Consider the following 23,022-nt stretch of genomic DNA (forward strand, 5'->3'; position numbering starts at 1 on the left):
GGAACCCACGATGAACGCCTCCCTCCCTGACTTCCTGCGCCGCGCGAAGTCGCACCTGCGGGCCACGCTGCTCATGGCGGCCATCACGCTGGCCGTCGGCGCCGCCTGGGCGCAGACCCGCATCGACCCCAATGGCGTGAACGTCAGCGGCAGCGTGATCGGCGACGACGTGCTCTACAGCATCGGCGGCGGCCGGGCCGTGTCGATGGGTGGTGCCGGCAACATGCAAAGCATCGGCGTGGGGATCGGCTGGAACAGCAACCTGATCTGCGGCGACATGAGCATCACCACGACGCTGCAGAACCAGCTCAACGGCATCACCAACGGCTTCCAGACGATCATGAGCAACGTGATCCAGAACGCCACCAGCGCCGTGGCCTCGCTGCCGGCCCTGATCATCCAGCGCGCCGACCCGGGGCTCTACAACCTGCTGACCAACGGCATCCTCCAGGCGCGCCTGGACTTCGACCGCTCGAAGATGACCTGCCGGGCCATCGCCAATCGCATGGCGGACATGGCCGGCGGCCAGGCCGGCTGGGACCAGCTCGCCGAGGGGATGGCGCTGCGGGACGCGGTCAGCAGCACCGATGCCGTCTCCGCCATCGAGCAGGCCGAGTCCAACAAAGGGAACAACGGCGTGCCCTGGGTCGGCGGCGGCAATGCGGGCGGCTCCGGCCAGAGTTCGATCAAGGTGGTCGGCGATGTGACGCGCGCGGGCTACAACCTGCTCAACGGGCGCAGCGTCACCGATACTTCGTCGATCGCGCGCAGCGCCTGCGGCAACCGCCTGACCTGCCAGACCTGGTCGTCGCCTGGCGCGGCCGCGGCCTTTGCGAACCGCGTGCTCGGCGAACGCGAGCAACGCACCTGCGAAAACTGCACGAAGACCCAGACCACGCCTGGCGTCGGGCTCACGCCAGTGATCCAGGAAGAGTACGAGACCAAGCTGCAGGTGCTGCAGGAGCTGGTGACGGGCGCCCGGCCGACGACGCCGGCCAATCTCGACGCGGCCGGCAGCAGCTCGCTGCCGATCACCCGCGGCGTGATCGAGGCCCTGCGGGACGAACCCGACCAGGACGTGCTGGGCAAGCGCCTGGCGTCGGAGGCGGCGCTGTCCAGCGTGCTGGAGAAGGCCTTGCTGCTGCAACGCACGTTGCTGACCGGCAAGAAGGAGCCGAACGTCGCCGCCAACGAACTGGCCGTGCAGGCGGTCGACCAGGAGAACAGTGCGCTGGAGCAGGAGATCAACAACCTCAAGACCGAGCTGGAGCTGCGGCGCACGCTGGCCGGCAACTCGGCGATGGCGATCATCCAGCGCCACAGCACCCGCGCTGCTGGTTCGCGCGGCGTCTTCGAGGGCGACACCACGCGCGACCGTCTGCGGGAAGTCCAGAAGCCGCGGAGCGGTACGCCATGAGCCGGCTGGCCTGGCTGCGGCTGCCATGGCTGTTCAACCGCCGCGTCGGCGTGGCGCTGCTGTGGACCTTGCTGGTGGTCGCCGCCGCGGTGGCGGTGAACATCGCCGGCATCCACGTCGTCGGCGGCGTCGAGGGCTGGCAGCACTGGCTGCAGGCGCACGCCGGCCACTTCTTCGTGTGGCGGCTGTGCCTCTACGGAGCGACGGCTTACGGCTGGTGGTGGATGCGTCGGCGCCTGTTGCGGCGGGAGCCGTCCCGCGAGACGCATCAGCGCCTGCTGCGCACGGAGATCGCGGCCGTGATCGCCGTGGTCGCGCTGGAAGCCAGCCAACTGCTGCGGCACGGCTGAGACCGGGAGGCAGGCATGACGCTCTACACCACGGACTACCTGGAGTATTACCTGACCCTGGTGGCTTGGGTGGTCAACAACGGCATCTGGAGCATCCTCGTGGCCAGCGGCGTGTTCGCGCTGCCGTTCGTGGCCATCGTGATCCAGGAATGGCTCAAGGCCCGCAGCGAAGGTGCGGACGAGGGCAACAAGGGCGTGCTGTCGTCGATGCGCATCGAGAACCGGGTGTGGGTGGCGATCGTGGTCATCATGTTCGCGGGCATCCCGTTCATCCCGGTGGATCTCGCCACGATCAGGTTCGACACCACGCGCTCCGCGCAATGCCAGGTCAACGTCCCGCTGCCCAACGACACGGGCTGGTCCAACGTCTACACGGCGCTCAACAACCAGAGCGCGCTGGTGCCGGTGTGGTGGTTCTTCATGCACGCCATCTCGAAGGCGGTCACCGGCGCCGCCGTGGCGGCGATTCCCTGTGGCACGGACCTGCGTCAGATTCGCATGGATGTGGATGCCACGCGCATCGACGATCCGGTGCTGGCACAGGAGGTCGCCGACTTCACGCACGACTGCTACGGGCCGTCGCGCGCCAAGCTGTTCATGAACCGGCCGACGCTTTCCGACGAGCAGATGAACGACGTCACCTGGATCGGGTCGAGCTACTTCCTCGACACGCCCGGCTTCTATGACACCTATCGCGCCAAGACCCCACGCACGGGCTGGCCCTACGACGCGACCCGCGATGCAGGGCTGGCACAGGTGGACAGCGGCGGCGGCTATCCGTCCTGCCGGCAGTGGTGGGCCGATGGCGGCCAGGGACTGCGCAGCCGGCTGCTGGCACAGGTCGACCCGGACCTGCTGACCCGCATCGGGCGCTGGGCGGGCTTCCTGTCGCAGAGCGAGGTCAATGACTCGGTGATCCGCGCCGTCGTCTCACCGCGGCAGCAGAAGATGAACCAGGGCGCCGTCTACACCGATTACGGCGGCCAGATCGACAAGACGCTGCCAAACGTCGTCACGCGCGGCGCGAGCGACCTGGGGCTGACCGTCGGCTCGCTGGGCTTCTTTCCGGCGATGGACGTGGTGCGCCAGGCGCTGCCGATGGTGCTGACCATGCTCAAGATGGCGCTCGTCATCTGCATCCCGCTGGTGCTGCTGATCGGCACCTACGACCTGAAGACGGTGGTGACGGTGAGCTGCGTCCAGTTCGCGCTGTTCTTCGTGGACTTCTGGTTCCAGCTCGCGCGCTGGATCGACAGCACGATCCTGGACGCGCTCTACGGCTGGGGGTTTGGCGCGGACAGGCCGCACACGAACTTCGATCCGCTGATCGGCCTGAACAATGCGTTCGGTGACATGCTGCTGAACTTCGTCATGGCAACGATGTTCATCGTGTTGCCGACGTTCTGGGTCATGGCACTCGGATGGGCAGGCGTTCGCGCCGGAAACTTCCTGGGCGGTCTCATCACTGGCACGTCCGATGCAAAGTCGGCTGGGGGTAGTGGCTCTCGCCTTGCGATGACGGCTGTATCGAAAGGTGCTGCGAAGTAAGGAGCACTCTCTCGCGTTGATGCGGCAGCTACGGCACGTCGGGATCGCCCATGTCGATCCGCCAGTCATCTTTGTCGTACAGGCCGACGCCCGAGTGTCCGTCTCTAAGTTCCGGCTGCTTCTCGTCGTCCTCGTCGGCGTTCCGCGCGAGCCATGCGGCGACCACTGCAAAGGCCAGCAGCAGGACGAGCCAGGATACGGTGTAGAGCAGCATGCCAAGTACGGCCAGCTTGACGATCCAGAGCACCGCCGTCGCCGCGCCCGCGGGCACCCCGCGCGTCACCAGCCAGCCGGCGACACGCTGCTCGCGGCGCAGGTATCCACGCCAGGCACGGCCAGCCCCCCGGCCCAGCCGGTGGCTCCAGCGCCCGTTGTGCGTGTTGGTGGTCATGCTCATGTGCCTCGGCTTCAGTGGCGCCTCACCTCGCGGAGTGGCCGGTCGTGGCTTGCCCTCCAGCATAGACCGCGATCAGGAGGGCGGGTTGCGGCTGGCAGAGCCGGGTCGGCCTGGGTCGCAGGGCGATTAGATTCTGCACTATAAATCAAACCTTATGCTACTTTCTCTGCACGTTCTTGCAATGGCTCTAGGGGCTGATTGGATTCCGTGTTATTTTTATAACATGGATGGAAATTCTCGGCACCAGGTAATCAAGCGGCTGCAGGCGGGACTCCCCCGCGGGGCGCCGTTCGACCTTGCCACCCTGAGCCAGTTCGGGGTGTCGCCCCAGCTCGCCGCCCACTATGCCGACGGCGGGTGGCTCGTGCGCCTGGCCCATGGCGTCTATGCCTTCCCGAACGATGAGTTCGGGGTCTACGGTGCGCTGAAGTTCCTGCAACAGCGCGTGCCCGGCCTGCACGTCGGCGGCAAGAGCGCCCTGGCCCTGCAGGGTGTGCGGCACAACCTGGGCAGCCGGGAGGCGCTGGTGCTGTGGGGCGACGGTCGCTTCGCGTTGCCGGCTTGGTTCACTTCGCGCTTTCCGGCCCGCTATGTCCACGCCCGCCTGTTCGACTGGCCGGATACGGCGCTGGCCAGCAAGACCCTGGCCACGCCGCCTGGCCTGCCCGAGGATCTGCGGGTGGCAGCCCCCGAGCGTGCCGTTCTGGAGCTGCTGTACGAAGCCGGCGTCAAGCAGAGCCTCGAAGAGGCCCGCAACCTCTTCGATGGACTGCGTTCCCCCCGCAAGGACGTGCTCGGGCAACTGCTGTCCTGCTGCGCCAGCGTGAAGGCCGTGCGCCTGTTCCTCACCTGGGCGCGCGAGACCAGCCTCGTGGATGTCGATGCCCTGCTGGAGCAGTACCCGGTTCGCACCGGCAGCAACACGCGCTGGATGAGCCGGCTCGATGACGGCACCTTGCTGAGCCTGAGACCTCATGGATAAGACCTACGCGGACACCGTTCGCCTGCTGCTGGCCGTCGCGCCCGACGTGTTCGCCAACGACATCTTCGCCATGAAGGGCGGCACGGCCATCAACCTCTTCGTGCGGGACATGCCGCGCCTGTCGGTGGACATCGACGTGGTGTACCTCCCGTGGCAGACGCCACGCGACGAAGCGCTGCAAGCCATCAACCAGGAGCTGGCCGCCATCGCCGCGCGCGTTGCACCACTGGGCGTGCAGACACGCCTGGTTCGCGCCAAGGACCTGGGGGACACCAAGCTGATCGTCGAGAACGACGCCAACCAGGTGAAGATCGAGGTCAACGTCGTGTTCCGAGGCAGCGTGCTGCCCGTCGAGCGGCGGCCGCTGAGCGCCAAGACCAGCGATCTGTTCGGCGTCGAGTTCGAGCTGCCGGTTCTGGCACCGGACGAGCTGTACGCCAGCAAGCTGGTGGCCGCGCTGGATCGGCAGCACCCCCGCGACCTGTTCGACGTGTGGCAGCTCTACGAATCGGGCGACATCAGCGACGGCATGGTCGAGTGCTTCGTGATCTATCTGGCGGGCCACAACCGGCCGCCCCACGAAGTGCTGTTCGGCAACGACAAGGACATCGCCGGCGAGTACGAGCGGGCCTTTGTCGGCATGACCGAAGTGGATTGCTCCCTGGAGATGCTGCTCGATGCTCGCGCCAGGCTGCGGCGCGAACTGCCACAGCGACTGAGCACCGCGCACAAGCAGTTTCTGAGCGGGCTGGCGCGCGCAGAACCGGACTGGTCGCTGGTGCAGTGCCAGCACGCCGCGCAACTGCCGGCACTGCGCTGGAAGCTCGCCAATCTCGAAACCTTCCGCAAGCGCCGTCCCGACGACTTCACAGCGCAATCCGCCGCCCTCGACACCGGCTTGGGCCAGAGCTGACGAACATCCCGCAGCGCCCCACTTGCCGGGATTGCCCCATGCCGCATTCATCGTGGCACCCGCGCAGCAGCGGCCCTATACCCAAAGGCTTCCGACAAAGGCCAAAGGGCTGGGAAGGGGCAAAGGAAGGGCGCCAAGGGGAAAGGCCCTATCCTGAAAAGGCCAAAAGGCGCCCCCGAGCAGCCCGTCATCTGGGGTTCGCCATGCTCTCGCTGTTCCAGCGCAAACGGGTGCCACCCACCGCCGGCACGCCGCCCACCTCCGCCATCGAAACTCCGAAAGGGTCGATGCGGCCGGAGTCGGCCGCATCGCTGCTGGCCACGCCGCGTCGGCAGAAACTGCTGGAACACATCTGGCAGCGCACATCGCTCTCGCGCCGACAGTTCGCCACGCTCTACCTCGGCCCACTGGAGCGCTACGCCGAGCTGGTCCAGCAGTTCCCGGCTTCCGAGAACCACCACCACGCCTATCCGGGCGGCATGCTGGACCACGGCCTGGAGATCGTCGCCTATGCGCTGAAATTGCGGCAGTCATACCTGCTGCCTGCGGGCGTCACGCCGGAGGCACAGGCGGCCCAGGCCGAAGCCTGGACCGCAGGCACGGCCTACGCATCCCTGCTGCACGACATCGGCAAGATCGCGGTCGATCTGCACGTCGAGCATGCCGACGGCAGCGTCTGGCATCCCTGGCACGGCCCGCTGCGAAAGCCCTACCGCTTCCGTTACCGAAAGGAGCGCGAGTACCGCCTGCACAGCGCCGCCACCGGGCTGCTCTACGCGCGCCTTCTCGATCGGGACATCTTCGACTGGCTCAGCGGCTATCCCGACCTCTGGGCCGCGCTGCTGTACGTGCTGGCCGGCCAGTACGAGCACGCCGGCACGCTCGGCGAGCTGGTCGTGCAGGCCGATCAGGCATCGGTCGCCCAGGAGCTCGGCGGCGATCCCAGCAAGGCGCTGGCGGCGCCCAAGCATGCGCTGCAACGCAAATTGCTCGACGGCTTGCGCTACCTGCTCAAGGAAGAATTCAAGTTGAACCAGGCCGGCCCGGCGGACGGCTGGCTGACCCAAGACGCCCTGTGGCTGGTGAGCAAGACCGTCTCCGACAAGCTGCGCGCACATCTGCTGTCGCAGGGCATCGACGGCATCCCGGCGAGCAATACGGCGGTGTTCAACGTGCTGCAGGATCACGGCATCGTGCAACCGACGCCGGATGGCAAGGCGATCTGGAAGGCTGCGGTCACCAGCGAGGCCGGCTGGTCGCACGCCTTCACCTTCCTGAAACTCTCGCCGGCGATGATCTGGGATGCCGCCGACCGGCCGGCGCCGTTCGCAGGCCGTGTGCAGGTCGAAGAGGAACAAGCGGAGCCGACGCCGCAGGCGCCGGCGGTGGCCGATGGGCCGCGCGCGGAAGGCAACGAAGCTGCATCCGCGAGCACGGCGCCGGTCGCATCCGCAGCCATGGACACCGGCGTGGCCGCGCTGCTCGACCTGCTGGGCGACACCGCTCCACCCACGGCACCGGAGATCCCGAGTTCCCCTGTTGCCGAGCCCGAGCCGGCCCCTTCGACCGTACCCCCGCCGCAGATGGGCCTCGCGCCTTCCCAGGATCGCGCGGAACCCTCCGGGGCGCACTTCATGGCCTGGCTGCGTCAGAGCATCCAGACGCGCAAGCTCATCATCAACGACGCCAAGGCCCTGGTGCATACCGTCGCCGGTACGACCTACCTCGTCAGCCCCGGCGTGTTCCAGCGCTACGCGCAGGAGTACCTTCAAGTCGCCGCGCTGGCCAAGCAGGAGAAGCTGGAGGGGTGGCAGTGGGTACAGAAGCGCTTCGAGAAGCTGGGACAGCACCGCAAGCAGCCGAGCGGGCTGAACATCTGGACCTGCGAAGTCACGGGGCCGCGCAAGTCGCGCCGGCTGCACGGCTACCTGCTCGTCAGCCCGGATGCGCTGTTCCAGGAGACGCCGCCAGACAACCCATACCTGCGGCTCCTCAACGAGGCCGCAAAGCGCGAAGATTCAGCCCTTGGGGGCAAGGACAACGACGATCAGGGGTAGGCGTGCGGCCGCTGCGCAGGCCGGCTTCAATCCGCGGATGGGGCCGACTCTGCCAGCTTGGCTTCGGTCAGAGTCATCAAGTGGGCGGAACTGCATTTCAGCGCACGGGCGATCTTGAGGATGAGGGGGAGCGTGGGGACATGCTCGCCGCGCTCGATCTTGCCCATGTGAGACCGCTCGATGCCGGCCATGTGAGCCAGCGTTTCCTGAGCGATACCCTGGTTGGTTCTCTCTTCCCGCACGGCAGCCCCAAACGCGATGGCTGGTTCCGCTTCGTAGGTAGTGGTGCCGGTGGGGCGGCCCCTTTGGATCGAACGCTTTGGCATTGCCAAGAGCGTCGAACACGGTCACGATTTAAACCACGTTAAACTTAACTCATTCAACGGCTTCGAGATCAGTTGCCACGAGTTCACCGCCTGGGGGGAGCTGGACGTGGAATCGAGTGACATCACCGCCGAAATTCGCATGGCCGTCCTCGGCGAATGGGTGCCTCCCCAGCTCGCCGACGTGCTCGCCCTGCAGCGTGCCGAAGAGCCGGAGACTCATGCCGTCCTGGCCGGATGGACAGATCCCGTTCGAGGCGCGGAGCTGCCGGGCGACGGCTTCGACTTCGCCTTGTCTGCGGTTGCCCGGCAGTGGCCTGGCTGGGTATGCGAGCCGCTGTGGCATGACACGCTGGCGGTCGCCGTGGCCAAGCGCTCCCACCTGCTGGCCTACCGTGAAGTGCCGTGCGAGGAAGTGCTCAAGCAGCCCTTGATCTGCTCGCAGTCCACGGCCGATGAACCATGGCGCATGACCGTGCAGCGCGTGTTCGAGAACGCGCTGCAGGAGCGGGAGCAAACGGTGGAGACATTCGATGTGGCGATGACGCTGGTTGCCGCCGGGTACGGGATCGCCATTGCGCCTGCCGCGAGACTGGCGAGCTACCTACGCCGAGGCATCGCCGTGCGGCCGCTGGCCGGCGCACCAGCGATCGTGATGGCTTACCTGCTGCGCCGCAACGCTTCCTTGTCGGACACCCAGGCAAGATTCGCCCGCCGCGCGCGCTTGGTGTCCTGACAGATACGCCGGGATCGCGGTTTCGCCACGATCCCGCATTCCTGCTGCTAGGCAACCACGACTCGCGGCAGGGTCCATTCGCTTTCCTTCACGGCTGTGCTCACGGCCATGACGAGCTTGTCGAGATTGCTGGCCGTCACGCCCTCCAGTGCCGAACGCCCCCGCAGCATCGAGCGCGGCTGCAGCAGTGCATGGTAGATCTGCCAAGGGTCCGCACCCCTGGTCAGCTTCAGGACGGACTGGATCAGCTCGTGCTTGAGTGGGTCGAGGTGCCAGTCCGGCACGCGCTGGCCGCGGTTGCCTACGTTCAACGCCAGCAAGTTGCCCGCCTTGATCTCGTAGCTGATCCACCTGCGGGATTTGCCTGCCATCTTGGCAAACGCAGCGACGGGAAGGTTGTGCGGCGCCTCGAAGACATCGAACAGTTCCATCCTCTCGCGCTGAATGTCCGAAGGCACCAGCGGCGCGGCCGATCGAGGGGGCGGAACCGCCGGCAGCCGATGTGCGGCGGCAGAAACCAACGGCATGGCGTCACCCGGCTTCGTCACCAGCAGGATTGGCGAAGCGGCAACCGGCGTGGAGGGCGCGCTTGCGGTTTGCTCACTCGGGAACGCGGGCACGCCTTCCAGATGCACGGTGAGCGGCATGCTGGCTGCCTCGACCTGGTTCTGCTCGAAGAGGTCGAGCCGATCGGCCCAGTCCTGCATCATGCGGCGACGCTGCTCCACGTACTCGGCATGGTTGTAGGTCGCGCTGACCTTGTTGGGATCGACATGCGAGAGCTGTGCATCCACCCAGACCTTCGGGTAGCCGATCTCGTTGAGCGCAGTGGACATCGTGCCGCGGATGCCGTGTCCGGTCAGGCGTTCCTGATAGCCCATGCGCTTGAGCGCACCATTGAGCGTGTTCTCGCTGATGCGCTTCTTCAAGTCGCTGTCGTGCCGGAACAGGTGGCGCTGGGCCGGCTTGAACTCATCCAGCAGGTGCCGGACGATCTCCATGGCCTGAATCGACAGCGGCACGATGTAGGGCGGGATGTCCTTTGGCTGCTGCCGCTTCTTGCGCATATCCAATTGGAGTTGCTTCACGACGTCGGGCGGGATGATCCACAGCCCACGGTCCAGATCGAATTGATCCGGCGTCGCCTGTCGCAGCTCTCCGGTTCGCACGCCGGTCAGCAGCAATAGCCGCAGCCCGAGCTGGGTCTGCCGCCTGCCGCGATAGCTGCGTAGCCGCTGCAACAGCTTCGGCAGTTCGGCCATGCGCAGGAACGGGTTGTGGTTGACGGGTGGCAGCGGCAGCGCCACCACATCGAGATCGGAGGCGGGGTTCTGTTCCAGGCCCGGCACGATCACCAGCGCGTAGCGGAACAGTTGGTTGAACCACGTCCTGACTTTCTCGGCGACGGAGAGCGCCTTGCGCTTCTCGATCTTGGCGATCACCTCCAAGAGGTCGGGACGCTTGATCTCATAGACCGACCGCTTGCCCAAGGCGGGCAGCACATCCTTGTCGAAGATGCGCGGAAGTATCGAGAGGGTCGTCTGCCGGCCTTCCTTGAGGCTGAGCCCGCGATGCTTGAGCCACTTGCGATACACCGCCTCGAAGGTGTTTTCGTCGGCGAGCCGGACAGCGGTGCGCTTCTGCTTGCGGTGAACGCGAGGATTGGTGCCTTTGGCCAGCAGGGCGCGCGCTTCGTCGCGCAGGCTGCGGGCCTCGCGAAGCGTCACCTCCGGGTAGGTGCCGAGCGACATCCGCTTCTGCTTGCCCGCCCAGTAGTAGCGGAAGTGCCAAGTCCTGCCCCCTGCAGCCGTGACGGCCAGGGGAGAGGCCATCCAAGTCAGGGAGGGTGTATGCCTTGCCAGTTGCCTTGGCCTGTCGAACGGCCAGGTCTGAGAGTGCCATGCTCTTGCTCCTGAACATGAGTCAGGAACCAGATGCTGGTCACGTCGACCTCGCCCCTCCATCAACAATCCGGAATCAGCCGCGCCCACAAAAATGGACTTGTTTGTGGACTTAAAAGTCCCGGCTGTAGGCGGATCGCAGTGGACTACGGCAGACCGTCAAAGAGAGGAAAAGTCTTTGTGCGGCAACGACTTGCAGACTCTCTTGGACTTCTGCGGAAGTCCGCAGATTGATACAGTGGAGCGGGCGAAGGGAACATCACGCCGCACTCAACCCGTTGATTGATAACGGGTTTCTTCCGTGAGCGCCACGGAATTAGACCAGATTATGTACCAGCCCCACCTGCCCGGCAACCCGGGATCGTCTGCCATCGCCCAGCAACGTCCATGCACAGCCACCAGGGTCCTGTCCAGATGCGCCTATAGGCCGAGACTGTGTTTCGCTGCGCCGAAGTTTGGGGCGTACTCCACACCAACGTCCTCTAGATCGGCAGCGATTTCATCTTGAAGACGTCGGGTGTTCGGCGCGAAATACTCCTTCGTATTCGACGAGGCGAACACGATCGGCGCCACCAGCCCTGCGGAGCGAAGCTGGCCAGCCGCCTCGATATAGGCTTCGACGATCACGCAATCCTTCATTGATTCTTTACCCAGTCGGGCGGGAGCACGAGGTTCGTTGACTCGCTTGAACGCACGGCTGGCGACCCCATCGTTGTGCGGCACCACGCTGGCAACGTCCCGCCACCTGTTCAGCACTGTCCTGGCCCGCGCGACGTGTCCCTCAAGGTGGTCCAGCGGCAGCATTCCCTGGGCACCGTAGGCCAAGGCCACTTCATGGATACGTTGAGCTTGTGCCCGGAACCTTGCCAAAGCGTTTCGAGCCTCTACCTCGACGCCAGCGACATGAGCAGCAAGTTCGATGGTCACCTGTTCTGCCATCAGAACAATCAGATCGGAGCCGGCCTCGGCTGCCGCAAGCAAGGCAAGCCCGGCGTTGGCATCGTGTGCTACCGCTGTTTCGCGCGTGATGTCACGGATGACGTCAAGGACGGTGCATGTATCCACGCACAACACAGGCGCGTTTAAAGCAGCCAAGTCGTCAATGACTGAAGTATTCAGGCTCATGTATGCGACTGGTCATACTGTTCAAGCAGTCCGAGTGCGAATTCATAGTCGATGGCCAAGTCCTGCGCCCGCCCTGCGGACCAGGCCTCCACCTCGACAAGCCACCGTGCCAATTGGTCACTATCCAGTCGTTTCGATGCACGGTGCGCGGCAATCAGGAACGCGTACCAGCGCTCCCTGTCCATGGGATGGGCCGCACCTGTGGATTTATTGGCGAGCCGCGAGAAGCGCCGCAGGGCTGCTGCCGGTTCGGCATCCAGCCAATCCTCAAGAGTCTGGTTGGGAGAGGTCAGTTCGACGCCGAAACCGCCGGCCCGGGACGCCGGTTCCGCGACTTGGGCGACGAAGTCGCGAAGAATCGCGTTGTACTTGTCAATACAAAGCTCACCGACGTTTCGCGGCACGATATTGGAAACCTTGTAGCCATCAGGCTCTTGCCACAGCACCAGAGCCGATTCATCGACGTCGTCGAATGCAGATCGTACAAGCACGATCACATCGTCGTCGCCCAAGTGTTGCTTGAGGTCTTCTTCCCGCTCAGCGTCGTGACGCCAAGAGCCACCAACCTGCGCGAGGATGCCACTGCGCATTGCGGTTGCTGTCTTGCCCCTGAGGTGAAGATGCTGGAAGACCGTGATCGGCTTTTCTGTCATGTCGGTTGCCCGCAATAGAACTGTTGATGTTCTGAGACTTGTCGGTGAATCGATGGCATTCGCCTGTCATTCTTTCTTGATCTGAACGAAGACCCGTGCCGTCTGGCTCGAAGCCTCATCGTTGCCCGTCGAGACGGCGTCGCCGCGCCTGGTGCCACCCGAACCGCGTCTGCTGAAAGACCCTCGGCGTCTGACATGCGGGTGATGCCCAGACTTGAAAGCACGTAGACCGAATGCGTCTTTCGCCGCGATGGCATCTGTAGCAAAACCTCACCACCAAGCCTCCCCGCCTCGGGCGAGAAACATCTTGAAGCATACCGCCACGCAGAGGCTCGGTGTTGGTGGACAAGGTGCCACATCGACTGGTTGCTGGGGTGAGCATTGCAGCCATTCGCCGTCACTACAACCTTTCCACAAGCCAAGTCGCCACCGCTCCGCGCCGCGAAGGTGTGGATGGCGTCGACCAGACCACGAGAAAAGCCGATGTCCTGAACCCGTTCACCAGGGAGTAGCCCATGAGAAAGTCATCTTCTTCCGGCGCCCAAGCCAAGGTCTTCTATCGTCCGATCGAGGCGGCCATCCAGTGGGCGGGACTGTCACGCTTCGAGCGCCGTATCCTTGATATTGCCGAAGGGATGAACCGGCTGCCGGAGCACGCTGCGCTGGCGCGCTGGCCACAGCTTCGCCTGAACGCGGAACGGATCTACGACGCACTGGTGCATCTCGACCTTCCCTACGGCAAGGATGGCCTCACGAGCAACGATCCCGCCTTGCTCGATGATCCTGGCCTCACGATCCGCCACGTCGATCTGAAGGCTTGGATGATCCGTTTCTATCCCGACCAGCGACCGGCATTCCTGTTCGATGCCTTCGAGCGTCACCTGCATCCGGCCGTCAGTGTCGATGCCGTGCAGGCACTGGTCATGGATCGCGAGGCGTTGAAGCTCCAGCTTGCCGACAAGGTGCAGGCCTGGGACGCGCTCTATGAGCAGTTCCAGACGCTCAGCCAGGAGCACCAGGCGCGCACGGAGCGCGAGAAGCGATCCGGGATGCCGGGCGCCCGCAGTGAATCCACCTACCTGAACATCGTTGGCGGTCTTCTGACCCTGCTGTTGGGCAAGTCACCCAATGGCGTTCCCTATTCGTCTTTCGAGACGCTGGAATCGGTCATCAATGCGCTGGTTGCCCATTACGGCGACAAATCCGGAATCAGCGAGCGAACGCTGTGGGCGAAGTTTTCGGCAGCCAAGCGTCATCTCGCTACCCAGGACCGCTGACTGCAAGTGCAGACGGCGTGTCTGCACTTGCGGTGACCGCGCGGGAACCGCGCTATTGAATACGGGGCACTTCCATCATCGCCGCTACACAGCGCCAAGGAGTGTCCCTCGTGACTGCCCAGACCATCGCCACCGCGACGCCGAACGAACACCGCATCCTGCGCCGCGCGGAAGTCGAGGCCAAGACCGGCTTCAAACGCGCCCACATCTACAACCTGATCAAGGAGGGCAAGTTTCCTAAGCCCCTGCGCCTCGGGGTACGCGCCATCGGATGGGATTCGGTGGAGATCGATCAGTGGATCACCGATCGACTCAGTGAGCGGGCGTGAGCCCGCGCCCCCCGGAATCCCTTCCACGAGGAGTCGCACCATGCAGGTGGTATCCATCATTTCGACCAAGGGTGGCGTCGGCAAGACGACCACCGCAGCGAACCTGGGCGGCTTCATCGCCGATGCGGGACTGCGCGTGCTGCTGCTGGACCTGGACGTACAGCCCACCTTGTCGAGCTACTTCACGCTCGGCACGCATGCGCCTGCCGGCATCTATGAGATGCTGGCCTTCAATGAGCAGCGTATCGAGCAATTGGCTTCGCAGACCGCTGTGGCGGGTCTCGACCTGGTGGTGTCGAACGACCATCGCGGCGAACTGAACACACTGCTGCTGCACGCACCCGACGGTCGGCTGCGCCTGCGTCACCTGCTCCCCGCGCTGGCGTCGCACTACGACCTGCTGCTGATCGATACCCAGGGAGCGCGCAGTGTGCTGCTGGAAATGGCGGTACTGGCCTCCAGTCTGGCGCTGTCACCGGTGACGCCGGAAATCCTGGCGGCGCGTGAGCTGAGGCGCGGCACGCTGCAACTGATCGAGGACATCGCTCCGTATCGGCACCTCGGCATCGAGCCGCCACCGCTGCGCTTGCTCATCAACCGTGTGCATCCGGTTTCGTCGAACGCCCGACTGATCCAGCAGGCCCTGCGACAAGTGTTCCAGGCGCACGCTGGCATACAGGTCCTGAGCACCGACGTCCCGGCCATTGAAGCCTACCCACGTGCCGCAACACGGGGGCTGCCAGTGCATCGCGTCGAATACCGGCAACCAGTGGGCCGTACTGCGCCTGCGGCGTTGGAGACGATGCGTGCGCTGGCTGGCGAGCTGTTCCCGGCATGGCGGGAGCGCTTTGCATGCGTTACCGGCAGAGGCCGCGCAGGAGGAGCCAGTCATGGCGATCGCGCATGAACTGGCCCGCGGCCATGCGCGGCTACGCGCGCTGATCGAGTTCGCGCTGGGCGAAGGTTGGCACGTGAAACGCACGCGCGGCGGGCACCTGATGTTCACCAAGCCCGGCTGCGCCGCGATCTATACCAGCTCGACTGCGAGCGATCACCGCGCCAGCCGCAACGCACGCGCGCAGCTTCGCCGCGCCGATCGACAGGCACTGACGGCATCTCGGGAGAGCAGCGATGGCTGATCCGACGCCGCAGGACATGGCCACCAAGCTGCTGGCCAAGGGCTTCGAACGCAACGGTCCTTCGGCCGCGGCGTTGACCGACCCCATCGCCGACACACCGATGGTGGTGACGCTGGACGAGCTGCGCCCCTATGAACATGACCCACGCGTGACGCGCAACCCGGCCTATGCGGAGATCAAGGCGTCCATCCGCGAACGTGGGCTGGACGCGCCCCCCGCGATCACGCGCAGGCCGGGCGAGGCGCACTACATTATTCGCAACGGCGGCAACACGCGGCTGGCGATCCTGCGCGAGTTGTGGAGCGAGACCAAGGAGGAACGCTTCTTCCGCATTGCGTGCCTGTTCCGCCCGTGGCCGGCGCGCGGCGAAATCGTGGCGCTGACCGGGCATCTGGCCGAGAACGAGCTGCGCGGCGGCCTGACCTTCATCGAGCGGGCCTTGGGCATCGAGAAGGCGCGCGAGTTCTACGAGCAGGAAAGCGGCCAGGCGCTGTCGCAAAGCGAACTCGCGCGGCGACTGGCGGCCGACGGCTATCCGGTGCCGCAGTCACACATCAGCCGCATGAACGATGCGGTGCGCTATCTGCTGCCGGCGATCCCGACGCTGTTGTACGGCGGATTGGGCCGGCATCAGGTGGACCGGCTCGCAGTGCTGCGCAAGGCGTGCGAGCGCACCTGGGAGCGGCGTGCGCTGGGCCGGCCGCTGACCGTGGACTTCGCTTCGCTGTTTCAGGATGTGCTGTCGCAGTTCGACACGCAGCCGGAGGGCTTCTCGCCCCAGCGCGTGCAGGACGAACTGGTGGGTCAGATGGCCGAGCTGCTGGAAGCGGACTACGACACGCTGGCATTGGAGGTCGATGACAGCGAAAGCCGTCAGCGAGTATTGACCAGCGAGCCGGCCGCGCCGAACCCGGCAACGCCTGTCGCACCTGCGGCGCCAGCCATCACGCCGCAACTGTCGCCCGCGGCGCCAACGCCACGGGACACCTCGCCCGTCGCGCCACCGGCAGAGACACCCTCGGCACCACCTGCCGCTGCACCAAACGCCCGGGACGGGCAGCGCGACGAGCGCCTGCAGGGGCACATCGTGACGCCGGCCCCAACCACCGAGCGCCTGCAGTCCATCCAGCGGATGGTCGCGGATCAGCTCGGCGACAAGCTACCCGACTTCGAGGCAGATGCGCTGCGTGCGATCCCGGTGCAGGTTGGCGGGCTCTTTCCCATCTCGGATGTCTGGTACATCGAGCCGGGCCTGGACGTGCCGGATCGCCTGCGCGTGCATATCGCGCAGTTCGCTCGCGAGATCGCGGGGGAAGCGGCGGTGGGCGACCACATCGAAGCCAGCGATGGCGGCATCGGCTTCGTCTGCGTGACGCCGGCCGTGGGCCAGGCGAAGGCGCTCCCGGCGTTCGCGCGTGCGATGCTGACCCTGCTGCACGCGCTGAGCACCGCGCCGGCACCCGCGACCGGGCTGGACAGCGCGCGGCTGGCCGATGACCTTGGGCCGCTGCTGCATGGTCACGGCGGCTTGGTCACGCGCCTGAGCGATGCCGGGCTGGTAAAGCTGTTCCGTCTGCTGCGCCTGGCGCGTCGGCTGCTGGATCTGGAAGCCGGCGTAGCGAGCCAGGATTCCTGAGCGCAGGAGGCTCCCGTATGTCGGCACCGCACCCGCTCAACCAGGCCGTGATCGCCCAGGCCCTGCATGACCTGCGCAACGGCCAGTTGCGCCGCTGCAAGGCCATGGGCTTCGGTGAGGAGGAGCTGGATGCGCTGAAGCACCCAGAACTCGTGAGCATGCTGGTGAATGCCACGGTGTCGTGGTGTTCGGTGTCGGTGAACCGGGAAGTGTTGAAGCGGCTGCTGAGCCAGGTGCACGACGTGGAGCGGGAGATCGCCACGGTGGACCGCATGCTGCGCCTGGGGGCGAGCACGGAGATGGTCAGCAAGTTCTACGGCCTCACGCATCAGGAAGTGGCGCTGCGCCGCGACATCCTCGGGCTGCCCAAGCGTAAGGGTCGGCATCCGGTGCTCGACGAGGCGCAGGACGTGGCCCTGTGGGAACGCTGGAAGGCCGGCATCACGGAGCGGCACATCGCACTGAACGACGACATGGCGATGCTGGCGCTGACCATGGACCTGGCCGAGGCCATGACCCTGCCCATGTCGGTGATCTGGTCGGCGATACGGAACTGGGTCGACCAGGGGCTGGTGTAGGTCATGACGACGGGCGACGCTCCACGGCGTGATGGCCCGGTTGCGCTGTCGGCGTTGTTCGACGAGGCGCTGCGGCACCTTGAGCCGAAGGAACCGGCGCAGGGCACGGCGCCGAGCCAGGACGGCTTTCTCTACAGCGGCAACCGGCACGAGAGCGTGCCGCGCGCGTTGTTCCTCGACCGGCGCCTGACGCCGCTGGAGCGCAATGCCTGGCAGGTGTTCCGCCTGCAGCTCAACGACGACGGCGTGACCGCCTTTCCCACCTACGACCAGCTCCGCCCATATCTGGCGTCCATGCCCTGTGCGGCGCAAGCCTCGCACGAGACCGTGGCGCGCGCCTTGACGCTGCTGCGGCTGACGCGCTGGCTCAGCCTGGTGCGGCGGCGGCGCGATCCCAAGACCGGCCGTATCCAAGGCAACCTCTACGTGCTGCACGACGAACCGCTGTCACCCTTCGAGGCGATGCAGCTCGACCCGGACTACCTGGGCCTGGTGAGCCAGGCGCTCACGCACGCGGCGAAGGCGGTGCAGGTCGTGGGCATGAACACGCTGCGGGAGATCGCCGAAGACCCGCTGCTCAGCGGGCGCACACTGCCGACCCGTCTGCAAGTGCTGGCGCAGCGCATGGCGCGGCATGGCTGGACGACGCCAGGTTATCCACAGGAGGGTGCGGACCACGAATCCGAAGAAGGCCAGGAAGCCCTTCTTCGGAATGCTGCGCGCCCGTCTTCGGAATCCGAAGCAGGGCCGAAACCCGCGCCGGACAGCTCTCTTCGGATTCCGAAGGAGGACCGTACAGTACGTAATGATCGTATAAATGAAGTACGTACAGTACCGCGCGCGAGGGCCTTGCAGAACCTGCGACTGCCCGAGCGTTTCCTGCGCTTGAAGGACGAGCAGCAGGCCGGCGCGCTGGTGGCGCTGCAGCAGGTGGACGAGGCGCAGAGGCAGGCCGTTCTCGACGAGTGGGCGGCACGCTGCCACAACAGCGCGGTACGCAACCCGGCCGGCTACCTGTTTGGCATCATCCAGAAGGCGATCCGCGGGGAGTTCAAGGCCTGGGCCGGAGAAACTGCATCGACGCCGCCAGCGCCCCCGTCACCTGCGCCCTCGTCACCGCCAGCATCCCGTGCGGCTGACCCCGAGGTGGCACGTGCCTACCTGGCTCAGCTCCGAGAAGCCTTGCGTGATCGCCGATGTTGACTATCCCCAGGGGATAGCTGGAACAAACACCCTTCCGCCGTGCTCGATTGCTGCCCGCCGAACGACAGGCGAAACTGTCGCCTGTGAATCAAACGAGGACAGCCACGCACGAGCCCGGCCAACGATGGATATGACGACTTTCCCCGTCACAAACGCACTGCAACCACTACAGCGAGACGTTCAGCGCTTGCTGGGCAGATGCCTGTTGCGCCTTCAACAATACGAGCGCCTCATGAAAGCCATCGTGGCCCACCACGAGATTTCAGGGCTCTATTCCGTTTCCAGTGGAAATTGACTTCTCAACAGACATGGCGGCTGGTTCAATGGCGGCCTGCCATTGCCCGCCCGAACGACGATGAACAACCAGATCGAAACCCTCTTCACCACGGCCTTGGGCCTGCAATCGCCCTGGGAGGTGGTCAGCGTGGAGCTGAACACGGGAAAGCGGCGCATCGACTTTCAGGTGGCCTATGGCGCCAAGGGTGCCAGCTGTCCGGCCTGCGCCATGGAGCACCAACTGATCCACGACCGGATTGAGCGCAGTTGGCGCCATCTGGACTTCTTCCAGTTCGAGGCGTGGCTGCACGCCGAGGTGCCGCGTGTGCGCTGCAGCGGCTGCGGCAAGACCACGCAGTTGCCCGTGCCGTGGGCGCGTGAGGGGAGCGGCTTCACACTGCTGTTCGAGGCGCTGGGTCTGTCCTTGTGTCGTGAGCTGCCGGTCAGCCAGGCGGCCCGGCAGATGCGGGTGAGCGCCAAACGGTTGTGGCGCCGTGTCCATCACTACGTTACGGCGGCACGTACCCAGGATGACATGAGCGGCGTGCGTCACGTCGGTATCGACGAAACCAGCGTCAAGCGCGGGCACGAGTACATCACCCTCGTGCATGACCTGCAGGCCAGGCGACTGCTCTTTGCCTGCCCGGGACGCGATCACACAACGATCGAAGCCTTTGCCACAGAGTTGCGGGCGCACGGGGGCGACCCGGACGCGGTGGCGCACGTGTGCATCGACATGAGTGCGGCTTACACCAAGGGCGTGGGGCAGGCGTTGCCCAACGCCCAAGTCAGCTACGACCGCTTTCATGTGGTGGCGCTGGCCAATGCTGCGATGGACGAGGTGCGCCGCGAGGAAATGCGAGCGTCGGCCGCGGCGGTGCGCGAGGCCCTCGGTACCCATGACAAGAAGGCGCTGCGGCAATTGCTGTGGGGCATGCGCAAGGACGCGGCACAGTGGACGCCCGCGCAGTTGAACGCCATGCACTGGCTGCAGCGCACGAACCTGAAGAGTGCGCGCGCCTGGCGCCTGAAGCAGGCGCTGCGCCACCTCTATCGCGAGGCGGCCAACAGCAATAGTGAGCCGTTCGCGCAGCAGGCGCTGACCAAATGGATGAGCTGGGCGCGGCGCTGCCGCCTTGAGCCGTTCAAGCGTCTGGCCCAGACCCTCAAGACCCACTTGGGCGGGGTGGTGCGCGGCATGCTCGACGGGCGTAGCAACGCCTACGTCGAGGCCATGAACGGCCTGCTGCAGCAGACCAAGACGGCCGCACGCGGATTCCGCGATGTCGGCAACTTCATCGCGGTGGCCTACCTGCGCATGTCCAAGCTCAAGCATCTACCCGCCAATCCTTTGATACCGGCCATCTCCCGTGAGATTGGCCGCTACCGCCATGTCTGTTGAGAAGTCAATTTCCACTGGAAACGGAATAGAGCCGATTTCAGGCCCGGCGCATTCGCTGGAGGCCATTCGCGCAGCGCGGATTGAAGATGCCGCGACCAAGACCCTGGGCACGTTGATCGGACAACTGTTTGGTTCGTATGTCGTCACCGATGGAAATGGCGGCGAGGAACGCGACGACGATCTTCCTGGCGACGTGATTTCCTTTCGCACGCGCGTGCAACTGAGCCTGTCTGCGCAGGACTACGCCAAAACCCAGGCCGACCTCAAAGACCTGGTATCGCTGCGCAACACCCTGGTGCACCACTTCATCGACCAGCACGATCTATGGACCGTGGACGGGTGTCGCGCTGCACAGGACGAACTCGGTTCCGCCTACACGCGCATCGATCAACACTTTGAGCAGCTGCGCGGCTGGGCCGAGCACATGGATCAGGCGCGGCGCCTGGCAGCGGAGTTCGTCCAGTCGGATGTGTTCCACGACCTGGTGGTCAATGGCATCGCGCCGGACGGCACGGTGGACTGGCCGGCCGCCGGCATCGTTCGCGCGCTGCGCGAGGCCGCCGCGCAGTTGGCCGTCGAGGGCTGGACACCCATTGCCGCCGCTGGCCGCTGGATCGCGGACCAGCATCCCGAGCAGCTTCCAGCCAAGTACGGCTGCAGCAGTTGGCGGCAGGTGGTGCACGAGTGCCGCCTGTTCGAGCTTCGCTACCGTGAGGTGGAGGGGCAACGGGCCGCCTGGTACAGACCTCGCGAGGCATAGCCCCGCAACGCGGTCTCACCTCCGCGCGAGCCGCGAACAACTCCGCCGAGCTATCCCCAGGGGATAGCCGGCACACACAGCCTTCCGTGCGGAACAAACCGGGCGCGCATGGGCTGCGGTTTGTTGACTGACAGCCTTCCGGCCGATGCCGATGCTGGCGACTCGCCCCTTCACCGCGAGTCGCTCCCATGGCCAACGAACGCACAGAACCCCTGCAACTGAATCTCGGATCGCTGCGCAGCGCGATGTCGCTGACGCTGCACACGCACCACGCTTCGCGCATCTGGCACGGCCGCGCGCCGACCGAGGGGCGCCCCGGCATCATCGGTCTCAACGGCTTCATCGGCGCCATGAACAAGATGAAGCGCGGCGCCGAGCAGGACGACCCGTACTCGGATTGGTGGATGTTGCGGATCGAGGACAAGCTCGCCGACACCAAGACCCGTCTGCAGACCCTGCGAACAGGTGGATCAGGCCTTGGCCGACGTGCCAGCGGCGCTGTCCCTGGGCGAGAACATGAACATGCAGCCGGTTAAGCTGCCGCTGTTCGTGAACGCCCAGCTCGGCTTCATGGCGGTGTACCTGCTGGCTGACTACGACGACCTGGCGCGCAAACTCATCCTGGCGCACCACACGGCGCTGATCGACCGCAGCACCTTGGAGCGCTGGCTCAATGATGGTGCGCACGCGCTGCGCAGCCTGTTCTCGCTCGCCCAGCAGTACCGCTACTCGGGCACGACGCGCGACGACTTCGCGGCGAAGAACGCCGCGGCGCGAGCGGCGCTGGAGAAGTTCGGCGAGCTGCCGCAAGACGTGCTGGAAGGCACGCGCCGCTCGCGCTTCGCGCCACCGATCGCGCGGCGGACGACCAAGCCCGGCACGCCGCCTGCTGCGCCCGCCATCGTGCCCGATGCGCCGGCTCACACGGATGGCGCAGCCAATCCAGCGACGGGTAATGAGGGTGCTGACGCATGACGGCATCGCCCCCATCGGTCACTCCACGCGCTTCGTGGCGCTGGAACAGGCGGACTTCCAGCGGTTGGAACACGCAGGCTACCTAAAAGGCCTTTTACAGCCTTTTAAGGGTAAGGGGAGTCTGGTGACCTGGGCCAGCCAGTGCGCAGCGCTGCGCGACGACGTGATTGGCCTGGCGCAGCGGCGTGTGCTGCCCCAGGCACGCGCCTACCCCTTCAGCCTGCTCGACGTGCAACTGGCCCAGCAGGCCACTGGCGCAGGGACGACCTTCCTGCGCTGGCGCAACCTCGACCGTTCCTCCATGGGCGTGGCGTTGTGGGAGGCCCTGCTGGCCAACCCCGCGACGCCGGCCTCGCTGATCGACGAGCTGTACGCGATCGAACTGCAGCGCATCGTGCTGAACATGCAGATCAGCCTGACCCACAGCATCGCTCGCCAAGCCCTGGAATGCGCCAGCAAGGCCGCCCAGGCCGAAGCGGCTTACCTGCGGCGTGTCCACGGGCATACCGCGGCCGTTCCACCCACCACCAAGGAGTTACCATGAGCACGCACTTCGTCGGCGAGGGCAACATCGGTTCTGCGCCGGACTACCGCGAATTTCCGAACGGCAACGACGAGCCGCGCCGGCTGCTTCGCCTGAACGTCTACTTCGACAACCCGATCCCGAAGAAGGACGGCGAGTACGAAGATCGCGGCGGCTTCTGGGCGCCCGTGGAGCTGTGGCACCGCGACGCCGAGCACTGGAAGACGCTGTACCAGAAAGGTATGCGGGTGCTGGTCGAGGGCCGCACCGTGCGCGACGAATGGGAGGACGCCGACGAGAACGAGCGCGTGACGTTCAAGGTCGAGGCGCGGCGCGTGGGCATCCTGCCGTACCGCATCGAGTCGGTGGCGCTCAGCACCAAGCCGGCCGGCGGACAGTAATTCGCCCATCGCCGTTCCCCCGAGGGCGGCTGTAGCAACCGTCATACGCCCGCGATGCACCAGCGAGCTATCCCCAGGGGATAGCTCCAAGGTCGTCCACGGAGTTCCAGCCGCCCTCCCG

At 65.5% G+C, this 23,022-nt stretch carries 22 protein-coding genes and 2 pseudogenes; 19 read left to right on the top strand and 5 right to left on the bottom strand.

Features of this window, described 5'->3' with window-relative positions; translation table 11 throughout:
• The first annotated feature begins 10 nt into the window (after window positions 1-10).
• Genes OU419_RS06340 through OU419_RS06350 form a run of 3 tightly spaced genes read left to right on the top strand, consistent with a single transcriptional unit; the run spans window position 11 to window position 3,315 of the window.
• Complete coding sequence (locus OU419_RS06340; RefSeq protein WP_124082415.1) at window positions 11-1,417, top strand: integrating conjugative element protein; 1,407 nt, start codon at window positions 11-13, stop codon at window positions 1,415-1,417.
• Entirely contained in the window at window positions 1,414-1,767 is a 354-nt protein-coding gene (locus OU419_RS06345; RefSeq protein ID WP_003292115.1) for a hypothetical protein, read from the top strand. The genes OU419_RS06340 and OU419_RS06345 overlap by 4 nt, the downstream gene beginning before the upstream one ends.
• A gap of 15 nt (window positions 1,768-1,782) precedes the next feature.
• Window positions 1,783-3,315, top strand: coding sequence for a conjugal transfer protein TraG N-terminal domain-containing protein (locus OU419_RS06350; protein WP_124082414.1), 1,533 nt, complete (start codon window positions 1,783-1,785; stop codon window positions 3,313-3,315).
• Window positions 3,316-3,343: 28 nt separating this feature from the next.
• Here OU419_RS06350 and OU419_RS06355 read toward each other — a convergent pair whose 3' ends face one another.
• Window positions 3,344-3,712 (bottom strand): DUF3742 family protein, encoded by a 369-nt coding sequence (locus tag OU419_RS06355; protein WP_162500942.1) that lies wholly within the window; start codon window positions 3,710-3,712, stop codon window positions 3,344-3,346.
• Window positions 3,713-3,935: 223 nt separating this feature from the next.
• On the opposite strand from OU419_RS06355, the gene OU419_RS06360 reads away from it, so the two are divergent.
• From OU419_RS06360 to mobH, 3 genes are all read left to right on the top strand, one after another.
• Window positions 3,936-4,694, top strand: a complete 759-nt coding sequence (locus OU419_RS06360) for a type IV toxin-antitoxin system AbiEi family antitoxin domain-containing protein (RefSeq protein WP_162500941.1) — start codon at window positions 3,936-3,938, stop codon at window positions 4,692-4,694.
• Entirely contained in the window at window positions 4,687-5,607 is a 921-nt protein-coding gene (locus tag OU419_RS06365; protein ID WP_124082412.1) for a nucleotidyl transferase AbiEii/AbiGii toxin family protein, read from the top strand. Before OU419_RS06360 ends, OU419_RS06365 begins: the two co-directional genes overlap by 8 nt.
• A 203-nt stretch (window positions 5,608-5,810) precedes the next feature.
• Window positions 5,811-7,664, top strand: coding sequence for a MobH family relaxase (gene mobH, locus OU419_RS06370; protein ID WP_124082411.1), 1,854 nt, complete (start codon window positions 5,811-5,813; stop codon window positions 7,662-7,664).
• 26 nt (window positions 7,665-7,690) lie between these two features.
• Here the strand turns inward: mobH and OU419_RS06375 are convergent, their stop codons facing one another.
• Window positions 7,691-7,990 carry a helix-turn-helix domain-containing protein gene (locus OU419_RS06375; protein ID WP_003282197.1) on the bottom strand — a complete coding sequence of 100 codons (300 nt, stop codon included), beginning with the start codon at window positions 7,988-7,990 and terminating at the stop codon, window positions 7,691-7,693.
• Between the two features lie 106 nt (window positions 7,991-8,096).
• Here OU419_RS06375 and OU419_RS06380 point away from each other — a divergent pair, with 106 nt between their 5' ends.
• Window positions 8,097-8,723, top strand: a complete 627-nt coding sequence (locus OU419_RS06380; RefSeq protein ID WP_124082410.1) for a substrate-binding domain-containing protein — start codon at window positions 8,097-8,099, stop codon at window positions 8,721-8,723.
• 47 nt (window positions 8,724-8,770) lie between these two features.
• Here the strand turns inward: OU419_RS06380 and OU419_RS06385 are convergent.
• The 3 genes and pseudogenes from OU419_RS06385 to OU419_RS06395 all read right to left on the bottom strand — a co-directional run bounded on the left by OU419_RS06385 (window position 8,771) and on the right by OU419_RS06395 (window position 12,402).
• Window positions 8,771-10,625 (bottom strand): annotated as a pseudogene (locus tag OU419_RS06385) (tyrosine-type recombinase/integrase).
• A gap of 419 nt (window positions 10,626-11,044) precedes the next feature.
• Window positions 11,045-11,749: a hypothetical protein gene (locus tag OU419_RS06390; protein WP_081770071.1), complete on the bottom strand. Its 705-nt coding sequence runs from the start codon at window positions 11,747-11,749 to the stop codon at window positions 11,045-11,047.
• Window positions 11,746-12,402, bottom strand: a complete 657-nt coding sequence (locus tag OU419_RS06395) for a hypothetical protein (protein WP_024889638.1) — start codon at window positions 12,400-12,402, stop codon at window positions 11,746-11,748. Before OU419_RS06395 ends, OU419_RS06390 begins: the two co-directional genes overlap by 4 nt.
• Before the next feature lie 515 nt (window positions 12,403-12,917).
• Between OU419_RS06395 and OU419_RS06400 the strand changes: the two genes are divergently transcribed.
• From OU419_RS06400 to OU419_RS06455, 12 genes and pseudogenes are all read left to right on the top strand, one after another.
• Window positions 12,918-13,679 (top strand): hypothetical protein, encoded by a 762-nt coding sequence (locus OU419_RS06400; protein WP_024889637.1) that lies wholly within the window; start codon window positions 12,918-12,920, stop codon window positions 13,677-13,679.
• A 110-nt stretch (window positions 13,680-13,789) separates the two neighbouring features.
• On the top strand, window positions 13,790-14,008 hold the full coding sequence (locus OU419_RS06405; protein WP_024889636.1) for an AlpA family transcriptional regulator: 219 nt from the start codon (window positions 13,790-13,792) through the stop codon (window positions 14,006-14,008).
• Between the two features lie 40 nt (window positions 14,009-14,048).
• Entirely contained in the window at window positions 14,049-14,915 is an 867-nt protein-coding gene (locus OU419_RS06410; RefSeq protein WP_024889635.1) for a ParA family protein, read from the top strand.
• The gene (locus tag OU419_RS06415) at window positions 14,899-15,147 is read left to right on the top strand and encodes a hypothetical protein (RefSeq protein ID WP_024889634.1); all 249 of its coding nucleotides are present in this window, start codon (window positions 14,899-14,901) and stop codon (window positions 15,145-15,147) included. Before OU419_RS06410 ends, OU419_RS06415 begins: the two co-directional genes overlap by 17 nt.
• The gene (locus OU419_RS06420) at window positions 15,140-16,783 is read left to right on the top strand and encodes a ParB family protein (RefSeq protein WP_024889633.1); all 1,644 of its coding nucleotides are present in this window, start codon (window positions 15,140-15,142) and stop codon (window positions 16,781-16,783) included. Before OU419_RS06415 ends, OU419_RS06420 begins: the two co-directional genes overlap by 8 nt.
• 17 nt (window positions 16,784-16,800) lie before the next feature.
• Window positions 16,801-17,361: a DUF2857 domain-containing protein gene (locus OU419_RS06425; protein WP_010792177.1), complete on the top strand. Its 561-nt coding sequence runs from the start codon at window positions 16,801-16,803 to the stop codon at window positions 17,359-17,361.
• A 3-nt stretch (window positions 17,362-17,364) separates the two neighbouring features.
• Complete coding sequence (locus tag OU419_RS06430) at window positions 17,365-18,564, top strand: STY4528 family pathogenicity island replication protein (protein ID WP_024889632.1); 1,200 nt, start codon at window positions 17,365-17,367, stop codon at window positions 18,562-18,564.
• A gap of 355 nt (window positions 18,565-18,919) precedes the next feature.
• A complete protein-coding gene (locus OU419_RS06435; protein WP_254471753.1) occupies window positions 18,920-20,242 on the top strand; it encodes an ISL3 family transposase in 1,323 nt (440 codons plus the stop codon).
• Window positions 20,217-21,002: an OST-HTH/LOTUS domain-containing protein gene (locus tag OU419_RS06440; protein ID WP_254471752.1), complete on the top strand. Its 786-nt coding sequence runs from the start codon at window positions 20,217-20,219 to the stop codon at window positions 21,000-21,002. The genes OU419_RS06435 and OU419_RS06440 overlap by 26 nt, the downstream gene beginning before the upstream one ends.
• 188 nt (window positions 21,003-21,190) lie before the next feature.
• A pseudogene (locus OU419_RS06445) lies at window positions 21,191-21,977 on the top strand (PFL_4669 family integrating conjugative element protein).
• Entirely contained in the window at window positions 21,958-22,521 is a 564-nt protein-coding gene (locus OU419_RS06450) for a DUF3158 family protein (protein ID WP_268173219.1), read from the top strand. The pseudogene OU419_RS06445 and the gene OU419_RS06450 overlap by 20 nt, the downstream one beginning before the upstream one ends.
• Entirely contained in the window at window positions 22,518-22,901 is a 384-nt protein-coding gene (locus tag OU419_RS06455) for a single-stranded DNA-binding protein (protein WP_003141056.1), read from the top strand. The genes OU419_RS06450 and OU419_RS06455 overlap by 4 nt, the downstream gene beginning before the upstream one ends.
• Window positions 22,902-23,022 lie beyond the last annotated feature (121 nt).

Source organism: Pseudomonas triclosanedens (genome assembly GCF_026686735.1).
GTDB classification, from domain to species: Bacteria; Pseudomonadota; Gammaproteobacteria; order Pseudomonadales; family Pseudomonadaceae; genus Pseudomonas; species Pseudomonas triclosanedens.